Below are 18,405 nucleotides of genomic sequence, written 5' to 3' on the forward strand. Positions count from 1 at the left end.
ACGCGAAATGTTGCCGCGCGGCCACACCGATGCTAGGCATCGTGCCGACCGAGCCCAACTCTGGGTCATTCGGTATCCATCGCCGGCCCCATTTGGCCCGGTAATTTCAGGTTGACGCTGCATGAGGCAATTTCCGTCCATCCCGCATCGCACCGCTCAGGCGGTCGCGCGCGAGGCGGCGGAGGCGGGCACCCACGGGTCCGGCCGTGCCAATGCAGCAGAGGCATCACCAAACCCCTGCGCCCCCATTTTGACGGGGCGCAATCTTGTTCGCGCGCCGCGGCTGACACCCGCCTGGCGCGCCCGGAGACCATATAATGACCATGCGTATGCTGATCGACGCACGCCACCGGGAAGAGACCCGCGTGGCGGTCGTCAAAGGAAATCGAATCGAGGAGTTTGATTTCGAGAGTGCCGAGCGCAAGCAGCTCAAAGGAAATATCTATCTCGCCAAGGTAACCCGCGTCGAACCGTCGCTTCAGGCGGCGTTCGTCGAATATGGCGGCAATCGCCACGGCTTCCTCGCGTTCAGCGAAATTCACCCCGATTACTATCAGATCCCGAAGGAAGACCGCGACGCGCTGCTGCGCGAAGAGGCCGAGCATGCCGCCGAAGAAGCAGCACTGCGTGAGGCTGACGACAGCGACGACCATGACGACGAGGATGGCGACCTCGAGGTTCTCGAACGCCCATCCGACGAGGATGAGGACGGCGCCGAAACCGGCGAGTCCGAAGGTGAAGGTGAGGGCGAGAAGGGCGGTCGCCGCCGTCGCGGTCGCAAGGGCAGTGACGATCAGGTCGAGGCGCTGCGTCAGCGCCGCATGAATCTGCGCCGTCGCTACAAGATTCAGGACGTGATCCGCCGCCGTCAGGTGCTGCTGGTTCAGGTCGTGAAGGAAGAGCGTGGCAACAAGGGTGCGGCGCTGACCACCTATCTGTCGCTCGCTGGTCGTTACTGCGTGCTGATGCCCAACACCGCGCATGGCGGCGGGATCAGCCGCAAGATCAGCTCGGCCGCCGACCGCAAGCGCCTCAAGACGATCATGTCGGACCTCAAGCTCCCGGCGTCGATGGGCTGCATCGTCCGCACTGCGGGGCTTCAGCGCACCAAGACCGAGATCAAGCGCGACTTCGACTATCTCGCCCGGCTGTGGGACGAGATTCGCGAAAACACGCTGCAATCCTCCGCGCCCGCCTTGGTCTATGGCGACAGCGACCTGATGAAGCGCGCGATCCGCGATATCTACAACAAGGATATCGACGAGGTGATCGTCGAGGGCGATGACGGCTATCGTCAGGCCAAGGACTTCATGAAGCTCCTGATGCCGAGCCACGCCAAGAAGGTGAAGCATTACAGCGACGCCGTGCCGCTATTCCAGCGCGCCGGGGTCGAAGAGCAATTGTCGGCGATGTACCACCCGGTGGTACAGCTCAAATCCGGCGGCTATCTCGTGATCAACCCGACCGAGGCGCTGGTGTCGATCGACATCAACTCGGGCCGCTCGACCCGCGAGCATTCGATCGAGCAGACCGCGACCGCCACCAACCTGGAAGCGGCACAGGAAATCGCGCGTCAGCTGCGGCTGCGCGACATGGCCGGCCTCGTCGTCATCGACTTTATCGACATGGACCATTCGTCCAACGTCCGGAAGGTCGAGAAGGCGATGAAGGAGGCGCTGAAGAACGATCGCGCCCGCATCCAGGTCGGCCGGATCAGCGCGTTCGGCCTCATGGAAATGAGCCGCCAGCGGCTGCGCACCGGCGTGCTCGAGGCTTCGACGCGTCAGTGCCCGCATTGCGAGGGAACGGGTCTCGTCCGCACCGCATCGTCGGCGGGCCTGTCCGCGCTGCGCCTGATCGAGGATGAGGCCGCACGCGGTCGTGGGTCGCACATCACGCTGCGCTGCAGCCAGGAAGCGGCGTTCTACGTCCTCAACAACAAGCGCGCCGACATCGCGGAGATCGAGGATCGCTACGGCGTTCGCGTCGAAATCCTGTCGGACGGTGAACTCGAAGGCGCGCGCATGTCGGTCGAGGCGAGCGGCCCGCCGCCCGCGCACGCACCGAAATTCGCTGCCGCGATCCAGGAGATCGAAGAGGACATCGTCGAGGAGATCGACGACGAGGAAGAGGAAGAAGAAGAGGAAGAGCAGGTCGAGGCCCGCGCCCCGCGTGAGCGTCGCGACCGTAGCGAGCGCACCGAGACCGAGGCTGAGGGTCGCAAGCGCCGCCGTCGCCGTCGCGGCCGTCGCGGCCGTCGCGAGGACGGCGAAGGCGCGCAGGGTGCCGAGGGCGAGCAGGAGTCGGACGCCGAGGGTGCGGACGAGGATGGCGACGCCAGCGACGCGGGTGAGGCTGTCGAGGCAGCCGCCGACGCACCGGTTGCCGACGACTCGGGTGAGGGCCGCAAGCGCCGTCGCCGTGGCCGTCGTGGCGGTCGTCGCGGCAATGGCGCTGGCGAGGACGGTGCGGTCGAGGACGGCGCAGTCGAGGGTGGCGAAGACGCTTCGGTCGAGGCCGATGCGCCGCAGCCAGAGCCGGTCGCCGAAGAAGCGCCCGCCAAGCCCAAGCGCAGCCGCCGCAAAAAGGCCGATGCCGAGCCGGTAGCGGACGCCGCCGAGCCGGTTGCCGACGCCGCGCCGGCCGAGGCTCCGGTTGCCGAGGAAGCGCCGGCCAAGCCGAAGCGCAGCCGCCGCAAGAAGGGCGAGGACGCTCCTGCCGCCGAAGTCGCTCCGGTCGAAACACCGGTGGTGGTCGAGGCGGTCGAGGCTCCGGTTGCGGAGGAAGCTCCGGCCAAGCCCAAGCGCAGCCGTCGCAAAAAGGCGGATGAGGCAGTCGTCGCCGAGCCCGCTGAGGAAGCGGCACCTGCAGAGGCGGAAGCCGCACCTGTGGCAGCCGAAGCCGAAGCAACCGATGGTGACACCGACGAAGCCAATGCCGATAGCGGCGCGCCACGGCGCGGCGGCTGGTGGCAGCGTACCTTCGGGGCCTGATCGCGAAAACAGGGGCGGGGGCCGATGCTCCCGCCCTTTTTTCATCGCGGGTTCATGGCGCCCGGTCCAACGCACCCAAATCGCGCTTGGTCATGCCGACTGTTGATCGCGGGGGAAAAACCACCATGATGGGCGGCATGAAGCGGCTTGTATCCCTGTTCGCGCTGCTGCTGTTGTGCGTCACCAGCCCGGCCTATGCCCAATCGATCCTGCGCGACGCGGAGAGCGAGGCGTTGCTCGCTGACATGTCGCGCGACATCATCAAGGCGGCGAACCTGTCGCCCGCCAATGTCCGCATCGTCCTGATCAACGACCAGTCGATCAACGCCTTCGTCGCGGGCGGGCAGACGGTCTATCTTCATTCCGGCCTGCTCGACGCCGCCACCAGCGCCAATGAGGTGCAGGGCGTGATCGCACACGAACTCGGCCATATCACCGGCGGCCACGTCCCGCTCGGCGACCGGATGGGGAAAGGCGCGACCGGTATCACGATCCTCAGCCTCTTGCTCGGCGCGGCGGCGATGGCGGCGGGCTCGGCCGACGCGGGCATGGGCCTGATGCAGCTGGGCCAGCGTGCCGCGCTCGGCAACTATCTGTCCTTCAGCCGCGCGCAGGAGGCGACGACCGACGCTGCCGGGGTCAAGTTCCTCTCCGGAGCGGGCGTCAGCGGGCGCGGCATGCTCGATTTCTTCAAGAAGCTGCAGCAGCAGGAATATCGCTGGGGCCTGAAGCGCGGCAGCGACACCAGCTATGTGATGAGCCACCCGATGTCGGGTGATCGTATCGCGACGCTAACCGCCGACCTTCAATCCGATCCGGCGTGGAACAAGCCCAACGATCCGCAGATCGAGGCGCGGTTCAAGCGGGTGCAGGCGAAGCTGCGCGGCTATGTCGCCGAGCCCAAGGACACGCTGCGCCGCTACCCGGCGACTGACGTCACCGTCCCTGCGCGCTACGCCCGCGCCTATGCCTATCATCTCAGCGGCTATCCCAAGGAAGCGGCGGGGGAGGCCGCGGCGCTGGTCCGTGCCGAGCCGGATAATCCCTATTTCCTGGAGCTCGAGGGGCAGATCCTGCTCGAATCCGGCAAGCCGCGCGATGCGCTGGCTCCGTTGCGCGAGGCGACGACGCGCACCAATTTTCAGCCGCTGATTGCCACCAGCTTTGGCCACGCGCTGCTCGCGACCGAGGATGCGACGCATCTCGACGAGGCAGAGAAGGTGCTGCGTCAGGCGGTGGTTCGCGACAAGGAAAACCCGTTCGCCTGGTATCAGCTCGGCATGCTGTATGAGCGCAAGGGCGACGCCCCGCGCGCCGCGCTCGCCACCGCCGAACGGGCGAGCATGATGGGCGACTTCGGCCGCGCCATTCCCAGCGCGCAGGCGGCGATGGCGGGACTGACGCAGGGCACGCCCGACTGGATTCGCGCGCAGGATATCGTCATGGCGGGCCAGGCGATGATGCAGGACAGGAAGCGCAAGTGATCGAAAAACTGGCGAAGAGCCCGCTGGCGCTGGCCGGCACCCTCGTGCTGTCCGGCGTGGTCGGCGGGCTGGTCGTGGTCGGGGTGCAGGCGCTGACGCCCGATGGCGCGGCGCGCGACGACAAGGCGATCGGTCAGGTCGTGCGCGATTATATCCTCGAAAACCCCGAAATCCTGCCCGAGGCGATGAAGCGGCTGCAGGAACGCGAAAGCGGCAAGGCGGTCGCCGCCAACCGCGCCGCGATCTTCGACGCCTATGCCGGGGCGTGGGAGGGCAATCCGTCGGGCGACGTCACGCTATCGGTGTGGATGGACTATGCCTGCGGCTATTGCCGCGCCAGCCTGCCGATCGTCGCGCGGCTGGTGGCGGAGGACCCTAAGCTCCGCGTCGTCTATCGCGAATTGCCGGTGCTGAGCGAGGGCAGCCGCGTCGCCGCGCGCTGGGGGCTCGCCGCCGCCGAGCAGGGCAAGTTCAAGCCATTCCACACCGCGCTCTATTCGGGCGGCCAGTTGAGCCAGGCGTCGATCGACGCCGCCGCCGCATCCGCCGGGCTGGACACCGCGCGCGCGCAACAATCGATCGCCAGCGAACGCGTCGAGGCAGAGGTCGCCCGCAACCTCGACACTGCTGGCAAGCTGGGCGTCACCGGCACGCCAAGCTGGGTGGTCGGCGATCAGGTGATTTCGGGAATGGTCCCTTATGAAGTCCTGAAACAGGCGGTCGAAGCGGCGCGGCGCCGGGGGAAATAATCCGCCCGGCCTTGTTCGGCCTTTGTCCCGTGCCTAGATGGCGCCCTCCACATGCGGGGGCCATGCATGCAGCCGATACTTTCCGTCCGCGGCGTCAGCAAGACCTATGCCTCCGGGCATCAGGCGCTCGGCGCAGTCGATCTCGAGATCAACAAGGGCGAGATTTTCGCGCTGCTCGGCCCGAATGGCGCGGGCAAGACGACGCTGATCAGCATCATCTGTGGCATCGTGACGCCGTCATCCGGCACGATCACCGTCGGCGGGCATGACGCGATTTCCGAAGCCCGCGCCGCCCGGATGATGATCGGACTGGTGCCGCAGGAATTGTCGGTCGACATGTTCGAGACGGTGCTGGCGACCACCCGCTACAGCCGCCGCCTGTTCGGCCGCCCCGCCGACGACGCCCATGTCGAACAGGTCCTCAAAGACCTGTCGCTCTGGGACAAGCGCAACTCCAAGATCATGGAACTGTCGGGCGGAATGAAGCGTCGCGTGCTGATCGCCAAGGCGCTGGCGCATGAGCCGGAAGTGCTGTTCCTCGACGAGCCGACCGCGGGCGTCGATGTCGAACTGCGCCGCGACATGTGGAAGCTGGTCCACCGCCTGCGCGAACGCGGCACGACGATCATCCTGACCACCCATTATATCGAGGAGGCCGAGGAAATGGCCGACCGGGTGGGGGTGATCAACAAGGGCGAACTGTTGCTGGTCGAGGACAAGGCGGTGCTGATGAAGAAGCTCGGCAAGCGCGAAATGGACATCGCGCTGGTCGAGCCGATGGACACCATTCCTCACGATTTGGCCGAATGGAATTTGGCGCTGACCGACGAGGGGACGCGGCTGCGCTACACGTTCGATGCGCAGGCGGAGCGGACCGGCATCCCGTCGCTGCTGCGCAAGCTCGCCGATCTCAATATTGCGTTCAAGGATCTCGACACGTCCAAGTCGAGCCTTGAGGACATCTTCGTCGACCTTGTGGCGGCCAAGCGGGAGGAAGCGGCGTGAAGGGATTCAACCATCACGGCGTGTGGGCGATCTATCGCTTCGAAATGGCGCGCGCGCTGCGCACCTTGTGGCAGAGCCTGGTCACGCCGGTGATCACCACCGCGCTCTACTTCGTCGTGTTCGGCGGCGCGATCGGGAGCCGCATGCAGGAGCTGGACGGGGTTTCGTACGGCAGCTTCATCGTACCCGGCCTGATCATGATGAACCTGTTGCAGCTGTCGATCTCGAACGCGTCGATCGGCATCTACTTCCCGAAGTTCACCGGCACCGTGTACGAACTCCTCTCCGCGCCGGTAACTGCGTGGGAAATGGTGATCGGCTATGTCGGCGCGGCGGCGACCAAGTCGATCACGATCGGCCTGATCATCCTGTTCACCGCGATGGCGTTCGTCGATGTGCCGATCGCGCATCCGTTCATGATGCTGACGATGCTGGTGCTGACCGCAGTCACCTTCTCGATGCTCGGCTTCATCATCGGCATCTGGGCCAAGGGTTTCGAGCAATTGTCGTTCGTGCCAGCGCTGATCGTTACCCCACTGACGTTCCTCGGCGGCGCATTCTACACGATCAACATGCTGCCCGAGCCGTGGCGCACGGTCAGCCTCGCCAACCCGGTCGTCTATCTGGTCAGCGGCTTCCGCTGGGCGTTTTTCGACAAGGGCGACGTCGCGATCGGCGTGAGCCTGGGCTTCACCGCCGCGTTCCTGGCCGTCTGCCTCGCCGTGATCGGCTGGATCTTCAAGAGCGGCTGGCGTCTGAAGAACTGACGGGCAGGAGCATCGGCCTCAGCACCAGCACGTTGAGGTTGAGCAGCGCGTGCGCCAGCATCGCGAACCATAGCTGGCCAGTGACGAGGTAGAGCAGCGCAAGCGTTGCGCCGCTGAACACCCCGAACGCCATCCCCGGCCAGCCATAGCCGCGATGCGCCCGCGCGAACATCAGTGTCGCGATCACGATCGCGGCAAGCGCGCTACCCGACAGCCGCGCGACGATCAGCGGCAGCGCGAGGCGGAAATAGAGTTCCTCGACGATCGCGGCGATGATGGCGAGCGACCCGGCCCAGCCGATCTCTGTCCGATCGCGCGGCACCAGCGCTGCCATCGCGTGCGGGGTCAGCGCGCCGCGCCCGCTCCGCTTTCGCCACGCGGCGAGCGCCACGCCGATGAGTGCACTGCCGAGAACCGCCGCGAGGACCGCGATCTGGATGTGCGCGACATTGTCGCCCAGCCCGGCGATTCGGCGCGCGTCATCGACCAGCGGTACGAATTCGGCGGGTAGGGTGGCGAGTGCGGCGATGTCGCCCGCCACGAGAAGCACGAGTAGCGCGCTTCCCCCAAATGCGGCGGGCGCATAGGTCATCCAGCGTCGATAGCGCGCGATCCGATCAGGCGCCGCCGTCCCGCGCGCGCCGGATCGGATGAACCAGAGATAGGCGGCGGCCAGCACCGCCAGCAACGCGGCGTCGATCAGTGAGGCGGACTCGCCCGCGCCCATCAATCGATGCGATGCTCGCCCTTGACCCAGCGCACGGTGCCGCTGCTGGCGCGCATCACGACGCTCTCGGTCGTCATCTTGCCCTTCTTGCGCTTGACGCCGGCGAGCAGCGATCCGTCGGTCACGCCGGTCGCGGCAAAGATGCAGTCGCCTTTGGCCAGCTCCGACAGGTCATATTGCTTGTCGAGGTCGGTGATGCCCCATTTGCGGGCGCGGGCACGCTCGTCATCGTTGCGGAACAGCAGCCGGCCCTTGAACTGGCCGCCAACGCAACGCAGCGCCGCGCACGACAGCACACCCTCCGGCGCGCCGCCCTGACCCATATAGACGTCGATCGTCGTGTCGGGATCGGTCGTCGCGATCACCCCGGCGACGTCGCCATCGCCGATCAGCACCACGCCGCAGCCGAGCGAGCGCAGCTCCGCGATCAGCTTTTCATGGCGCGGGCGATCGAGCACACAGGCGATGATCTCGCGCGGCTCGACACCCTTGGCAGCGGCAATCGCGCAGATATTGTCGGTCACCGATTTGTCGAGATCGATGACATTGGGCGGATAGCCCGGACCGACCGCGATCTTGTCCATATAGACGTCGGGGGCGTTGAGCAGATTGCCTTCTTCGGCAATGGCGAGGACGGCGAGGCTGTTCGGGCCGGCCTTGGCGCAGATCGTGGTGCCCTCCAGCGGATCGAGCGCGATGTCGATCTTTGGCCCCTTGCCCGGCGCCGATCCGACCTTCTCGCCGATATACAGCATCGGCGCCTCGTCGCGCTCGCCCTCACCGATCACGACGGTGCCGTCCATGTACAGCTCGTTGAGCGAAGCGCGCATCGCCTCCACCGCGGCAGCATCGGCGGCCTTTTCGTCGCCGCGCCCGGTCAGCGTCGATGCGGCGATGGCGGCGGCTTCGGTCACGCGGACCATTTCGAGGACGAGTACGCGGTCGAGAACCTGGCTGGCGGTCTGCATGGGGCTGGCTTGTCCTCTTCTACCTTGATTGAGGGGGGCGATAGGAGGGTGGGCGGGGCTTGTCGATGCCCGCCAACGCTGTCATCGCCAGCAAAATTCGCATCACCGCCGGAATGGTAACTGACGTTACGGACTCGTTGACGCGATGCATCTTGCAGTGCAGCACGCGCGGCATGGCTAGCGCACCTCCGATCACCAACAATCCCGATGTCCGTTTCCTTGGTCGCGTTCTGGGCGACGTGATCCGCGCCTATGGCGGCGACGCGCTGTTCCGCCGTATCGAATATATCCGGTCGGCATCGGTCGACCGGCATCGCGGGATTGCCGGGGCGGACTCGATCGATCCGGGCCTCGACAGCCTCAGCCTCGACGAGACGCTCGATTTCGTGCGCAGCTTCATGCTTTTTTCGATGCTCGCCAATCTGGCTGAGGACCGTCAGGGCATTGCCGCCGAACCGGGCGCGGATATCGAGCATGCCGTCGCGAAGCTCAAGGAACATGGCATCGGGCGTGAGCGGATCGCCGAGCTGCTCGCCGATGCTCTGGTCGCCCCGGTGCTGACCGCGCACCCGACCGAGGTGCGGCGCAAGTCGATGCTCGACCACCGCAACCGCATCGCCGAACTGATGCGCCTGAAGGATCAGGGCGTCACCGAAACGCAGGACGGCGATCTGGTCGATGAGGCGATCGTGCGGCAGGTCGGACTGCTGTGGCAGACTCGCGTGCTGCGGTTCGAGCGGCTCTATGTCGCCGACGAGATCGAAAACGTGCTGTCGTATCTGCGCGACGTGTTCCTGCCGACGCTGCCCGCGCTCTATGCCCGTTGGGACCGCGCATTGGGCAGCCGCGTACCGGCGTTCCTGCGCCCGGGCAACTGGATCGGCGGCGACCGCGACGGCAACCCGTTCGTCACCGCCGATTCGATGCGCCTCACCATGGCGCGCTCGGCTGAGACGGTGCTCGCTTACTATCTCGACGCAGTCCACGCGCTCGGGGCCGAAATCTCGATCTCGGCGCATCATGCGCAGATCGATACTGGTGTGCAGGGGCTCGCCGATGCCAGCGGCGACGATGCCGCGAGCCGCAGCGACGAGCCCTATCGCCGCGCGATTTCGGGCATTTATGCGCGCCTTGCCGCGACCTATCGCGACCTGACCGGCAAGGCGCCGTCACGTCCAGGCGCGCTCAAGGGCGAGCGCTACGGCGATCCGGCAGCGTTCCGCGCCGACCTGTCGGCAATCGCCAAGGGGCTGGCGGCGCAGGGTGGTGAGACGCTGGCGTCGAGCGGCTCGCTCGGCCGCCTGATCCGCGCCGTCGATATCTTCGGCTTCCACCTCGCCACGCTCGACATGCGCCAGAACAGCGCGGTGCATGAGCGCGTCGTGGCCGAACTGCTCAAGGTTGCCGGGGTCGAGGCCGATTACACCGCGCTCGACGAAGACGCGCGCATCGCGCTGCTGCGACGCGAACTTGCCAGCCCGCGCCCGTTGACCAGCCGTTATACGACCTATTCGGACGAGACCGCGTCGGAACTCGCCATCGTCAATGCCGCGGCGGAGGTTCATGCCCGTTACGGCCGCGCGGCGATCAGCCAATATATCGTGTCGATGGCGCAGTCGGTGTCGGACCTGCTCGAAGTGCATGTCCTGCTCAAGGAAGCCGGCCTGTACATCCCCGGCGAACCGGCGGTTGCGCACATCATGGCGGTGCCGCTGTTCGAAACGATCGGCGATCTCGATGCCGGGCCGGACATCATGCGCGCCTGGTTCGCGCTGCCCGAGGTCGCGGCCATCGCCGGCGCGCGCGGGCATCAGGAAGTGATGATCGGCTATTCGGATTCGAACAAGGATGGCGGTTACCTGACCTCCACTTGGGGCCTCAGCAAGGGTTCGACCGCGCTGCGCCCGGTGTTCGAAGAAGCCGGGGTCGGCATGCAGCTGTTCCATGGTCGCGGCGGCGCAGTCGGGCGCGGCGGCGGGTCATCTTTCGCCGCGATTCAGGCACAGCCGCCCGGCACGGTGCAGGGCCGCATTCGTATCACCGAACAGGGCGAGGTGATTGCCGCCAAATACGGCACCCGCGAAAGTGCGCAGACCAACCTCGAAGCGATGGCGTCGGCAACGTTGCTGGCCAGCCTGGAGCCGCAGCGCCTGTCGGACGCCGACGCCGCGCGGTTCGAAGGCGCAATGGAGCAGCTCTCGACCACCGCGTTCAAGGCGTATCGCGACCTGGTCTATGGCACCGACGGCTTTACGACCTTTTTCCGCCAGCTGACCCCGATCGCCGAGATCGCGGGGCTCAAGATCGGCAGCCGCCCGGCCAGCCGCAAGAAGAGCGACGCGATCGAGGATCTGCGCGCGATCCCGTGGGTGTTCAGCTGGGCGCAGGCGCGGGTGATGCTGCCCGGCTGGTACGGCGTCGGCCATGCGCTTGCCGCCTTCCCCGATCGCGGTTTGCTGCGAGAGATGGCGGCGGGCTGGCCGCTGTTCGCCTCGACGCTGGCGAATATGGAAATGGTGCTGGCCAAGTCCGACATGGGCATTGCCGAGCGCTATGCCGCGCTGGTCGAGGATCGCGCGCTCGCCGATGGGATCTTCGGTGGCATCCGTGACGGCTGGCGGACGACGCACGACCAGTTGCTCGAAGTGACGCGCCAGACGCGGCTGCTCGAAAAGCACCCGGCGCTCGAAACCTCGATCAAGCTGCGGCTGCCCTATATCGAGCCGCTCAACCTGTTGCAGGTCGAACTGCTCAAGCGCCATCGCGCGGGCGAGACCGATCCCAAAATCGAACAGGGCATCCTGCTGTCGATCAACGCGATCGCGACCGCACTGCGCAATTCGGGCTAGGCATCGCCCATAAACGGTGCGGCGATCTCGGGCCGCACCCGGACCAGCCGTCCGGTGGCGCGGTCAATCATCGCCCAGGTCGACACCGCCTCGACCTTCACCCGCCCATCGGCGCCGGTGAAGCGCATATGGCGGTCGAAGCGCGCGCCCTTGGGCGGCTCCGGGACCCAGGTCTCGGCGGTCACCGTCTCGCCCGCCACGACATTGCCGCGATAGTCGATCTCGTGCCGGGTCACGACCCAGACATAGGCGTCGCGATGCTCGGGCGGGGCGACGGCGGCCCAATGCGCCACCGCCACATCCTGAATCCAGCGGACCCAGACCGCGTTGTTGACATGGCCCAGCTCGTCAATGTCTTCGGGCGCGGCGGTGATCGTGCGGGTGAAGCGCTTCATCCGGGCGGGATAGAGGAGGATCGCGGGCCGTGGAAGCGTCGGCGGCACGATCCTCCTGCGAGGGGTCTTAGTCGATCTTCATCCGCTCATGCCCGACAAAGGCGAGCTTGCTGATGCCGGCCCGTTTTACCTGCGCCAGGATCTCGTCGAACCGCGCATAGCGGGCCGCTTCGTCGGTCTTGACCAGCAGCGCCGTGTCGGCGGCAACCTGCGCCTTGAGCAAAGCGGGAAGCTGCGCGTCGGAAATGCGTGTGCCGTCCCACAGCAGCGATCCGTCGGCGGTGATGTCGAGCTGATGGGGCAGGGCGGGGAGCGCTTTGGTTTCCCCCTGCGGCAAATCCACCGAAACCTTGTGCGTCGCGCTGGGGATGGTGACGATCAACATGATCAGCAGCACCAGCATGACATCGATCAACGGGGTGATGTTAAGCGCGCTGAACGGTTCGTCTTCGGTGGCGCGGCTATAGGCAAGTGCACGGGGCATCGATACCTCCTCTCGTTACGAGATGATGTATCATGGCATATTCAACGCGCGTGGCAAGCTGAATTGTGGGGGGGAGTCCCGGGGCGCAGAAACGCTGCGCCCCGGCTAAATTGGCGTACTACGGATTGAGCGCCGCCGCCTCGGGATCGTCGAGATCGTCTTCATCGACCTCGCCATTGTCGAACTCCGTCTGAAGCGAGTCCTCGATCGCATCGTCGTCCTCGTCGGGATCGCCGATCGCTTCATCGGCGGTCTCGTCAGCGACCATCAGGATCTCATCCTCGTCCTCATCAGCATCGACATCCGCGCCCAGGTCGGGGGTCAGATCGGTCAGCAGCGTTCCGTTGCCCGGGCCGCCGACCGTCGCCTCGAGAATCTCCGCGCGCTGGCTCTCGTCATAGCCGTCTTCGTCATAGCCGTCGTCGCCGGTTCCATGACCTTGCACCTGGTGACCACCCATCGCCATCTCCTCTATCTTACTGGAGACGCGAACGGCGGGCGGGGTCGGCTGGTTCCGTCGCGGCGCGACAGGCGCCTTCAGTTACGCCGAAACAATCTGCCGCGCTCGGTTACAAATACGATCGCCAGCGCGGTCAGGCCGAGCGTGGTAAAGCCGATATAGAGCGGCACGGTCGTCCCATCGAACGACTGGCCGATCACCGCGCCCATCACTGCGGCACCCAGAGTCGCGATAAAGCCCTGAAGGCTCGATGCGCGCCCGGCGATCTCGCCCATATTCTCCATCGCCATTGCCGAGAAATTGGAATTGGCGAGGCCCATCGCGGCCATCATCGGCGCCTGCAACACGATGAAGATCCACAAGGTCTCCCCGTAGAACAGGATGATCGCGAGGTGGATCGCGGCGAGCAACGTCGTCACGACGATGGCAAGGTGCGACAGGAACCGCATCCCGAACCGCATCACCAGCCGCGAATTGGCAAAGGCACTCGCCGCCATCAGCCCGGCGATCGACGCGAACACGACCGTCAGCAGTTCGGGGCGCTTGAACACGTCATAGACGATCTGCTGGATCGAGCCGATGAAGGCGAAGAAACAGCCGGAAATGGCGGCCGTCGCGAACGTGTATCCCACCGCCCAACGGTCGCGAAACATGATGCGATAGCCGCGCCAGATCTCGCGCAGGTCGAGCCGGTTGACCGATGCGGGGTCCAGCGTCTCGGGCATCCGCCACAGGAACCAGGTCAGGACCAGCGCCGAGACGATCCCGATCCCGCCAAAGATCAGCCGCCACGACCCGAAGATCATCACCATCAACTGGCCCCATGCGGGCGCCACGACAGGGACGATCATGAAGGTCATGAAGGCCAGGCTCATCACCCGCGCCATCGCGCGCCCCTGAAAACAGTCGCGCACCAGCGCGACGGTGACGACGCGCCCCGCTGCAACCGCCGCGCCGCTCGCCGCGCGCGCGACCAGCAGCAGTTCGAAACTGCTCGCGCTCGCCGCGATCAGGTTGGTGACGACATAAAATGCCAGCGCGACGCCGATCACCGGCTTGCGCCCGAAGCGGTCGGCAAGCGGGCCGTGGACCAACTGCGCGAAGGCGAAGCCGAGCATGAAGGCGGTGATCACATATTGGCGGTGGTTCGGCTCGCTCACCCCCAACTGATCGGCGATCGCGGGCAGGGCAGGCAGCATCGAATCGATGCCAAGCGCAGTCAGCGCCATGATCGACGCGATCAGTGCCACGAATTCACCCATCGGAATGGGCGACCGGTTCTCCGGCGCGGCGGCTTGCGAAGTCTGGGTACGCACGTCCATGCGCCGCCCATGCCGCATTGCAACCAAAGCGTCACCCCCGGGATTTGACCTGTGCGCTAAAGCGCGATAGTGTATTGCTCAAATAACACGCGTGGAGTTTGTGATGAAACCTATCTGGCTTGTGCTTCCGCTCGCCGCCGCGCTCGCCGCCTGTGGCGGAGAGGGTGATGGGACCAGCATTTCGATCCAGGGCGATAATGGATCGGTCACCGCCGCAGCGGACAAGGACGGCAAGGTATCGGTCAAGGCCCCCGGGTTCGAAGGCTCGATCAAGCTGCCCAAGTTCAACATCGGTGCGGAGAATTTCGAAGTCGACGGGGTCAAGCTCTATCCCGGCGCGACGGTCGCCAGCCTCAATATCGATGATCGGCAGGACGGCACTAAGTCGGGCGGCGTCAATGTCACCTTCGACGCGCCGGCCGAGGCGACCCGCGTGCGCGACTGGTTCCGTGAGCAGATGGAAGGGGCGGGCTTCACCGTCACCGGCAACCGCGACGAGCTGACCGGCAAGACCAAGTCGGGCAGCCCCTATACGCTCAAGATCGACAGCACGGGCGACGCGAAGAGCCGCGGCACGCTGACCGTCTCCGGAAACTGAAGTTTGATTCAGCTCCGCTGAATCGCGGCGCCAGCCCGCTCCCCCACCCGGCCACCCAACGGCACGGTATTCTATGGGTGGCCGGGTGGGGGAGCGGGCTGGTGCCGCAACCGTTTCAGCTTTGCTGAAACAGACAAGAATCCACCGACCCGCCGTCCACGCGTAGGCGGACGGCGCAGCGGGAGGGGCGCACGGCACCCGCGTCCCTCCCGCGCCTTCAATCCGGGATTTCCCGCCTCTGTTCGTTCGTGACGCAAGCGACTATCTGAAACGGAATCGTTTCCCGGAGTCGCTTTGAAATGCCCGATACCATTCTCGCCCAGGTCCCGCTCGTCAGCCTTGCCGATCAGGCCGGCGACCCGCAGGGATTTGCCGCCGCATTGGGTGGCTCGTTCGAGCGGTTCGGCTTTGCGATGGTCGCCGATCACGGCATCCCGCAGGATCTGGTCGATCGCGCCTGGGCGATGACCAAGGCGTTTTTCGACCTGCCTGAGGATGTGAAGCGCGGCTATTTCGTCGCGGGTGGCGGCGGCGCGCGCGGCTATACCCCGTTCAAGACCGAGATTGCCAAGGGCGCGACCCATGTCGACCTCAAGGAGTTCTGGCATATCGGACGCGAGCTGGCGGCGGGCCATCGTTTCTCGGAGCTGATGGCGCCCAATATCTGGCCCGACCAGCCCGAGGGCTTTCGCGAGACTTTTATCGAGCTGTTCGCGGCATTCGACACGGCCGGCGACAAGCTGCTCTCGGCGATCGCCGTCCATCTTGGCCTTGCGTCTGACTGGTTCGACCATGCGGTCGCCGACGGCAATTCGGTGCTGCGCCTGCTCCACTATCCGCCGGTGACCGAGGATGCGCCGAACGTGCGCGCCGGCGCGCATGAGGACATCAACCTCATCACTTTGTTGCTCGGCGCGGAAGAGGCGGGGCTCGAACTGCTCGACAAGGATGGCGAATGGCTGTCGGTGAAGCCGCCCGAAGGTGCGCTGGTGGTCAATGTCGGTGACATGCTGCAGCGGCTGACCAACCATGTCCTGCCCTCGACCACCCACCGTGTGGTCAACCCGCCGGTCGAGCGGCGCGGCCATTCGCGCTATTCTATGCCCTTCTTCCTCCACCCCGCGCCCGATTTCCTGATCAAGGCGCTGCCGCAGACGGTGACCGCGCAGAACCCCGAGCGCGAGCCGCCGATCAGCGCGCACGACTATCTCGCCGAGCGGCTGGCCGAGATCGGGCTGACGAAGAAATAGGCGGCGCGCGCCCGCTTTTGGCGATCCGTGAATTGGGTGATACGCTTCGTCACCTCATATGATGGAGCGTAGTCATGCGTCTGTTGCTTGCCATCTCTCTGACCGTGGCCGCCGCGCCTCTGGCCTTCGCACAAAGCGCCGATGCGATCATGCCGCACCCCGGACAATATATGGAACCGCAGGCAGCGACCTGGGAACAGCGTCGGGCGGAGAAGACCGCGGACCAGTTCGGTCAGTGCGTGGTTCGGCAGCAGCCAGCCGCAGCGAGTGCGTTCATCGATCAGGCCCTCGCAGAGCGCGCGGTTCCCGCCAAGCCGGCAGCGCTAAAACAAGCGATTGAGGGCTGCATTTCGCGTTCAGCATTTTCACGGGCTAAGACCTATCTCGTCAAGGAACAGGATACGGCCATTTATCGCGCAGTGTTGAACAGCCGGGGTACATCCGGGTCAAACTAAGGTTGTGTTTCCAAGCCCTCGATGATCCGGTAACGCGCTGCTCCTGAACTGGAGTAGTCAATGACCGAACCGTTGCGCGTCGCCCTTGCCGGACTTGGAACCGTTGGCGCGGGCGTCATTCGTCTGATCGACGCCAATGCCGATTTGATCGCGCGGCGCGCGGGGCGGCCGATCGAGATCGTCGCTGTCTCTGCGCGCGACCGGACCAAGGATCGCGGCGTCGATATCACCCGCTTCGACTGGGTCGATGACATGCGCGATCTGGCGCAGCATCCTCGCGCGGACGTCGTGGTCGAACTGATCGGTGGATCGGACGGCCCGGCGCTGGCGCTGGCGCGCGCGACGCTGGCGGCGGGCAAGGGGCTCGTCACCGCCAACAAGGCAATGATCGCACATCATGGTCTGGAACTCGCGCATGTCGCCGAACAGGCCGACACGCCGATGAAATTCGAGGCGGCGGTCGCGGGCGGCGTGCCTGTCATCAAGGGGCTGCGCGAGGGTGCGGCGGCGAACGTGATCGACCGCGTCTACGGCATCCTCAACGGCACCTGTAATTTCATCCTGTCCAAGATGGAGGCCGAGGGCCGCGACTTCGCCGAAGTGCTGGCCGAGGCGCAGGCCAAGGGCTTTGCCGAAGCCGATCCCAGCTTCGACATCGACGGCGTCGACGCCGCGCACAAGCTCTCGATCCTCGCCAGCCTCGCCTTTGGCACCCAGCCGGCGTTTGGCGATGTGGCGATCGGCGGCATTCGTAACCTGCTCGCCGCCGATATCGCCGAAGCTGCGGCGCTGGGCTACCGCATCCGCCTGCTCGGCATTGCCGATCTGAACGGCGACGGACTGTTTCAGCGCGTCCACCCGCATCTCGTCCCGCTCGCGCATCCGCTGGCGCACGTCACCGGCGCGACCAACGCGGTAGTAGCCGAAGGCAATTTTGTCGGTCGCCTGTTGTTCCAGGGCGCAGGTGCAGGCGACGGTCCGACCGCAAGCGCGGTCGTCGCCGACCTGATCGACATCGCGCGGACCGAATTCGGCCCGCCCTACGCAATGCCAGCCGCCAGCCTGGCCAAGGAACCTGCGGCACCGAGCGGCGAGCGGCGCGGGCGCGCCTATTTGCGCTTTACCGTGCCCGACAAGGTCGGTGTGCTGGCGGAGATCGCGGCAGCGATGCGCGATGCGGGCGTGTCGATCGAATCGCTCATCCAGCGCGGTGCGATGGCGGATGGCAGCGTGCTGCTGGCGATCGTGACGCATGAGGGGCCGGAACGCTGTGTCGCGCAGGCGCTCGAGAAGCTGCGCGGGTCACAAAGCCTCGCGGGCGAGCCGATGTGGATGCATATTCTCGGCGAGTGAGAAGCGATTTCCTGACCTATCCTCCCCCGCCAGGGGGAGGTGTCAGCGTAGCTGACGGAGGGGGAGGAAGCACGACGGATTGAGGCGATAGCACACAGCGGTCCTTCCCCTCCGTCGCCTGCGGCGCCACCTCCCCCTTGCGGGGGAGGATTACTGGCTAGGGCGCCGGTTCGCGCTTGCGGACGACCTTGCCGTCGAAGCCGACACTGGCCGTCACGCCGACCATCCCGCCGCACTGCGTGAGGAACGGGCCCGATACGCCGCACTGGAACATCGTGTCCTCCAGCACCCGTGCCGTCTCGGCCGGCCGGTTGTCGACCGCGCGAGGGGTGACGAACGGGACGCGGTACTTTTTGTCCGCTTCCCGCATCGCGCAGATCGTCACCTCATCGGGATCGTCGGTTTTCTGGCAGGGAATCGAAGCGCGCGTCTTTTCGCGATAGGTGCGGATCGCGGCATCGTCGGCACCGGACTGGAATGCGAGGGCAAGCAGCAACAGGGACATGGCATCGGACCTCCCGGTGCGACGATAGCATGGACCTTACG

The 18,405-nt window shown here is 65.7% G+C and carries 17 protein-coding genes; 10 read left to right on the forward strand and 7 right to left on the reverse strand.

Going from position 1 to position 18,405, the window contains the following annotated elements:
• Positions 1-317 precede the first annotated feature (317 nt).
• The 5 genes from K9B35_RS06680 to K9B35_RS06700 all read left to right on the forward strand — a co-directional run bounded on the left by K9B35_RS06680 (position 318) and on the right by K9B35_RS06700 (position 6,998).
• A complete protein-coding gene (locus K9B35_RS06680) occupies positions 318-2,993 on the forward strand; it encodes an Rne/Rng family ribonuclease (RefSeq protein WP_224921017.1) in 2,676 nt (891 codons plus the stop codon).
• A gap of 137 nt (positions 2,994-3,130) precedes the next feature.
• A complete protein-coding gene (locus K9B35_RS06685; protein ID WP_224921018.1) occupies positions 3,131-4,477 on the forward strand; it encodes a M48 family metalloprotease in 1,347 nt (448 codons plus the stop codon).
• Positions 4,474-5,226 carry a DsbA family protein gene (locus K9B35_RS06690; RefSeq protein ID WP_224921019.1) on the forward strand — a complete coding sequence of 251 codons (753 nt, stop codon included), beginning with the start codon at positions 4,474-4,476 and terminating at the stop codon, positions 5,224-5,226. Before K9B35_RS06685 ends, K9B35_RS06690 begins: the two co-directional genes overlap by 4 nt.
• Before the next feature lie 66 nt (positions 5,227-5,292).
• Positions 5,293-6,231 (forward strand): ABC transporter ATP-binding protein, encoded by a 939-nt coding sequence (locus tag K9B35_RS06695; RefSeq protein WP_224921020.1) that lies wholly within the window; start codon positions 5,293-5,295, stop codon positions 6,229-6,231.
• A complete protein-coding gene (locus tag K9B35_RS06700) occupies positions 6,228-6,998 on the forward strand; it encodes an ABC transporter permease (RefSeq protein WP_224921021.1) in 771 nt (256 codons plus the stop codon). The genes K9B35_RS06695 and K9B35_RS06700 overlap by 4 nt, the downstream gene beginning before the upstream one ends.
• Here the strand turns inward: K9B35_RS06700 and K9B35_RS06705 are convergent.
• Together K9B35_RS06705 and glpX are read right to left on the reverse strand one after the other, a co-directional pair.
• Complete coding sequence (locus K9B35_RS06705) at positions 6,970-7,725, reverse strand: CPBP family intramembrane glutamic endopeptidase (protein ID WP_224921022.1); 756 nt, start codon at positions 7,723-7,725, stop codon at positions 6,970-6,972. The two genes, K9B35_RS06700 and K9B35_RS06705, sit on opposite strands and share 29 nt — an antisense overlap.
• Complete coding sequence (gene glpX, locus K9B35_RS06710; protein ID WP_224921023.1) at positions 7,725-8,693, reverse strand: class II fructose-bisphosphatase; 969 nt, start codon at positions 8,691-8,693, stop codon at positions 7,725-7,727. Before glpX ends, K9B35_RS06705 begins: the two co-directional genes overlap by 1 nt.
• Positions 8,694-8,866: 173 nt before the next feature.
• Between glpX and ppc the strand changes: the two genes are divergently transcribed.
• Positions 8,867-11,542, forward strand: coding sequence for a phosphoenolpyruvate carboxylase (gene ppc, locus K9B35_RS06715; RefSeq protein WP_224921024.1), 2,676 nt, complete (start codon positions 8,867-8,869; stop codon positions 11,540-11,542).
• On the opposite strand, the gene K9B35_RS06720 is transcribed toward ppc, so the two are convergent.
• From K9B35_RS06720 to K9B35_RS06735, 4 genes are all read right to left on the reverse strand, one after another.
• Positions 11,539-11,937 (reverse strand): acyl-CoA thioesterase, encoded by a 399-nt coding sequence (locus tag K9B35_RS06720; RefSeq protein WP_224921025.1) that lies wholly within the window; start codon positions 11,935-11,937, stop codon positions 11,539-11,541. The two genes, ppc and K9B35_RS06720, sit on opposite strands and share 4 nt — an antisense overlap.
• 67 nt (positions 11,938-12,004) lie before the next feature.
• Complete coding sequence (locus K9B35_RS06725) at positions 12,005-12,421, reverse strand: ExbD/TolR family protein (protein ID WP_224921026.1); 417 nt, start codon at positions 12,419-12,421, stop codon at positions 12,005-12,007.
• Between the two features lie 118 nt (positions 12,422-12,539).
• Positions 12,540-12,881, reverse strand: a complete 342-nt coding sequence (locus tag K9B35_RS06730; protein ID WP_224921027.1) for a DNA primase — start codon at positions 12,879-12,881, stop codon at positions 12,540-12,542.
• A gap of 77 nt (positions 12,882-12,958) precedes the next feature.
• On the reverse strand, positions 12,959-14,203 hold the full coding sequence (locus K9B35_RS06735) for a multidrug effflux MFS transporter (RefSeq protein ID WP_224921028.1): 1,245 nt from the start codon (positions 14,201-14,203) through the stop codon (positions 12,959-12,961).
• 103 nt (positions 14,204-14,306) lie between these two features.
• Here K9B35_RS06735 and K9B35_RS06740 point away from each other — a divergent pair, with 103 nt between their 5' ends.
• The 4 genes from K9B35_RS06740 to K9B35_RS06755 all read left to right on the forward strand — a co-directional run bounded on the left by K9B35_RS06740 (position 14,307) and on the right by K9B35_RS06755 (position 17,859).
• The gene (locus tag K9B35_RS06740; protein WP_224921029.1) at positions 14,307-14,801 is read left to right on the forward strand and encodes a hypothetical protein; all 495 of its coding nucleotides are present in this window, start codon (positions 14,307-14,309) and stop codon (positions 14,799-14,801) included.
• Between the two features lie 299 nt (positions 14,802-15,100).
• The gene (locus K9B35_RS06745) at positions 15,101-16,051 is read left to right on the forward strand and encodes an isopenicillin N synthase family dioxygenase (RefSeq protein ID WP_224921030.1); all 951 of its coding nucleotides are present in this window, start codon (positions 15,101-15,103) and stop codon (positions 16,049-16,051) included.
• 74 nt (positions 16,052-16,125) lie between these two features.
• Positions 16,126-16,506: a hypothetical protein gene (locus K9B35_RS06750; protein WP_224921031.1), complete on the forward strand. Its 381-nt coding sequence runs from the start codon at positions 16,126-16,128 to the stop codon at positions 16,504-16,506.
• A 60-nt stretch (positions 16,507-16,566) separates the two neighbouring features.
• A complete protein-coding gene (locus tag K9B35_RS06755; RefSeq protein ID WP_224921032.1) occupies positions 16,567-17,859 on the forward strand; it encodes a homoserine dehydrogenase in 1,293 nt (430 codons plus the stop codon).
• 157 nt (positions 17,860-18,016) lie between these two features.
• On the opposite strand, the gene K9B35_RS06760 is transcribed toward K9B35_RS06755, so the two are convergent.
• Entirely contained in the window at positions 18,017-18,364 is a 348-nt protein-coding gene (locus K9B35_RS06760; RefSeq protein WP_224921033.1) for a hypothetical protein, read from the reverse strand.
• Positions 18,365-18,405 lie beyond the last annotated feature (41 nt).

The sequence above is a fragment of the Sphingomonas sp. R647 genome (genome assembly GCF_020177055.1).
Lineage (GTDB): Bacteria > Pseudomonadota > Alphaproteobacteria > Sphingomonadales > Sphingomonadaceae > Sphingomonas.

Coding starts and splice junctions, on each gene's coding strand:
- K9B35_RS06705 (WP_224921022.1), bottom strand. CDS start 7,725: ATGGGCGCGGGCGAGTCCGCCTCACTGATCGACGCCGCGTTGCTGGCG.
- K9B35_RS06755 (WP_224921032.1), top strand. CDS start 16,567: ATGACCGAACCGTTGCGCGTCGCCCTTGCCGGACTTGGAACCGTTGGC.
- ppc (WP_224921024.1), top strand. CDS start 8,867: ATGGCTAGCGCACCTCCGATCACCAACAATCCCGATGTCCGTTTCCTT.
- K9B35_RS06720 (WP_224921025.1), bottom strand. CDS start 11,937: ATGAAGCGCTTCACCCGCACGATCACCGCCGCGCCCGAAGACATTGAC.
- K9B35_RS06760 (WP_224921033.1), bottom strand. CDS start 18,364: ATGTCCCTGTTGCTGCTTGCCCTCGCATTCCAGTCCGGTGCCGACGAT.
- K9B35_RS06685 (WP_224921018.1), top strand. CDS start 3,131: ATGAAGCGGCTTGTATCCCTGTTCGCGCTGCTGCTGTTGTGCGTCACC.
- K9B35_RS06695 (WP_224921020.1), top strand. CDS start 5,293: ATGCAGCCGATACTTTCCGTCCGCGGCGTCAGCAAGACCTATGCCTCC.
- K9B35_RS06730 (WP_224921027.1), bottom strand. CDS start 12,881: ATGGGTGGTCACCAGGTGCAAGGTCATGGAACCGGCGACGACGGCTAT.
- K9B35_RS06735 (WP_224921028.1), bottom strand. CDS start 14,203: ATGGACGTGCGTACCCAGACTTCGCAAGCCGCCGCGCCGGAGAACCGG.
- K9B35_RS06750 (WP_224921031.1), top strand. CDS start 16,126: ATGCGTCTGTTGCTTGCCATCTCTCTGACCGTGGCCGCCGCGCCTCTG.
- K9B35_RS06680 (WP_224921017.1), top strand. CDS start 318: ATGACCATGCGTATGCTGATCGACGCACGCCACCGGGAAGAGACCCGC.
- K9B35_RS06740 (WP_224921029.1), top strand. CDS start 14,307: ATGAAACCTATCTGGCTTGTGCTTCCGCTCGCCGCCGCGCTCGCCGCC.
- glpX (WP_224921023.1), bottom strand. CDS start 8,693: ATGCAGACCGCCAGCCAGGTTCTCGACCGCGTACTCGTCCTCGAAATG.
- K9B35_RS06725 (WP_224921026.1), bottom strand. CDS start 12,421: ATGCCCCGTGCACTTGCCTATAGCCGCGCCACCGAAGACGAACCGTTC.
- K9B35_RS06745 (WP_224921030.1), top strand. CDS start 15,101: ATGCCCGATACCATTCTCGCCCAGGTCCCGCTCGTCAGCCTTGCCGAT.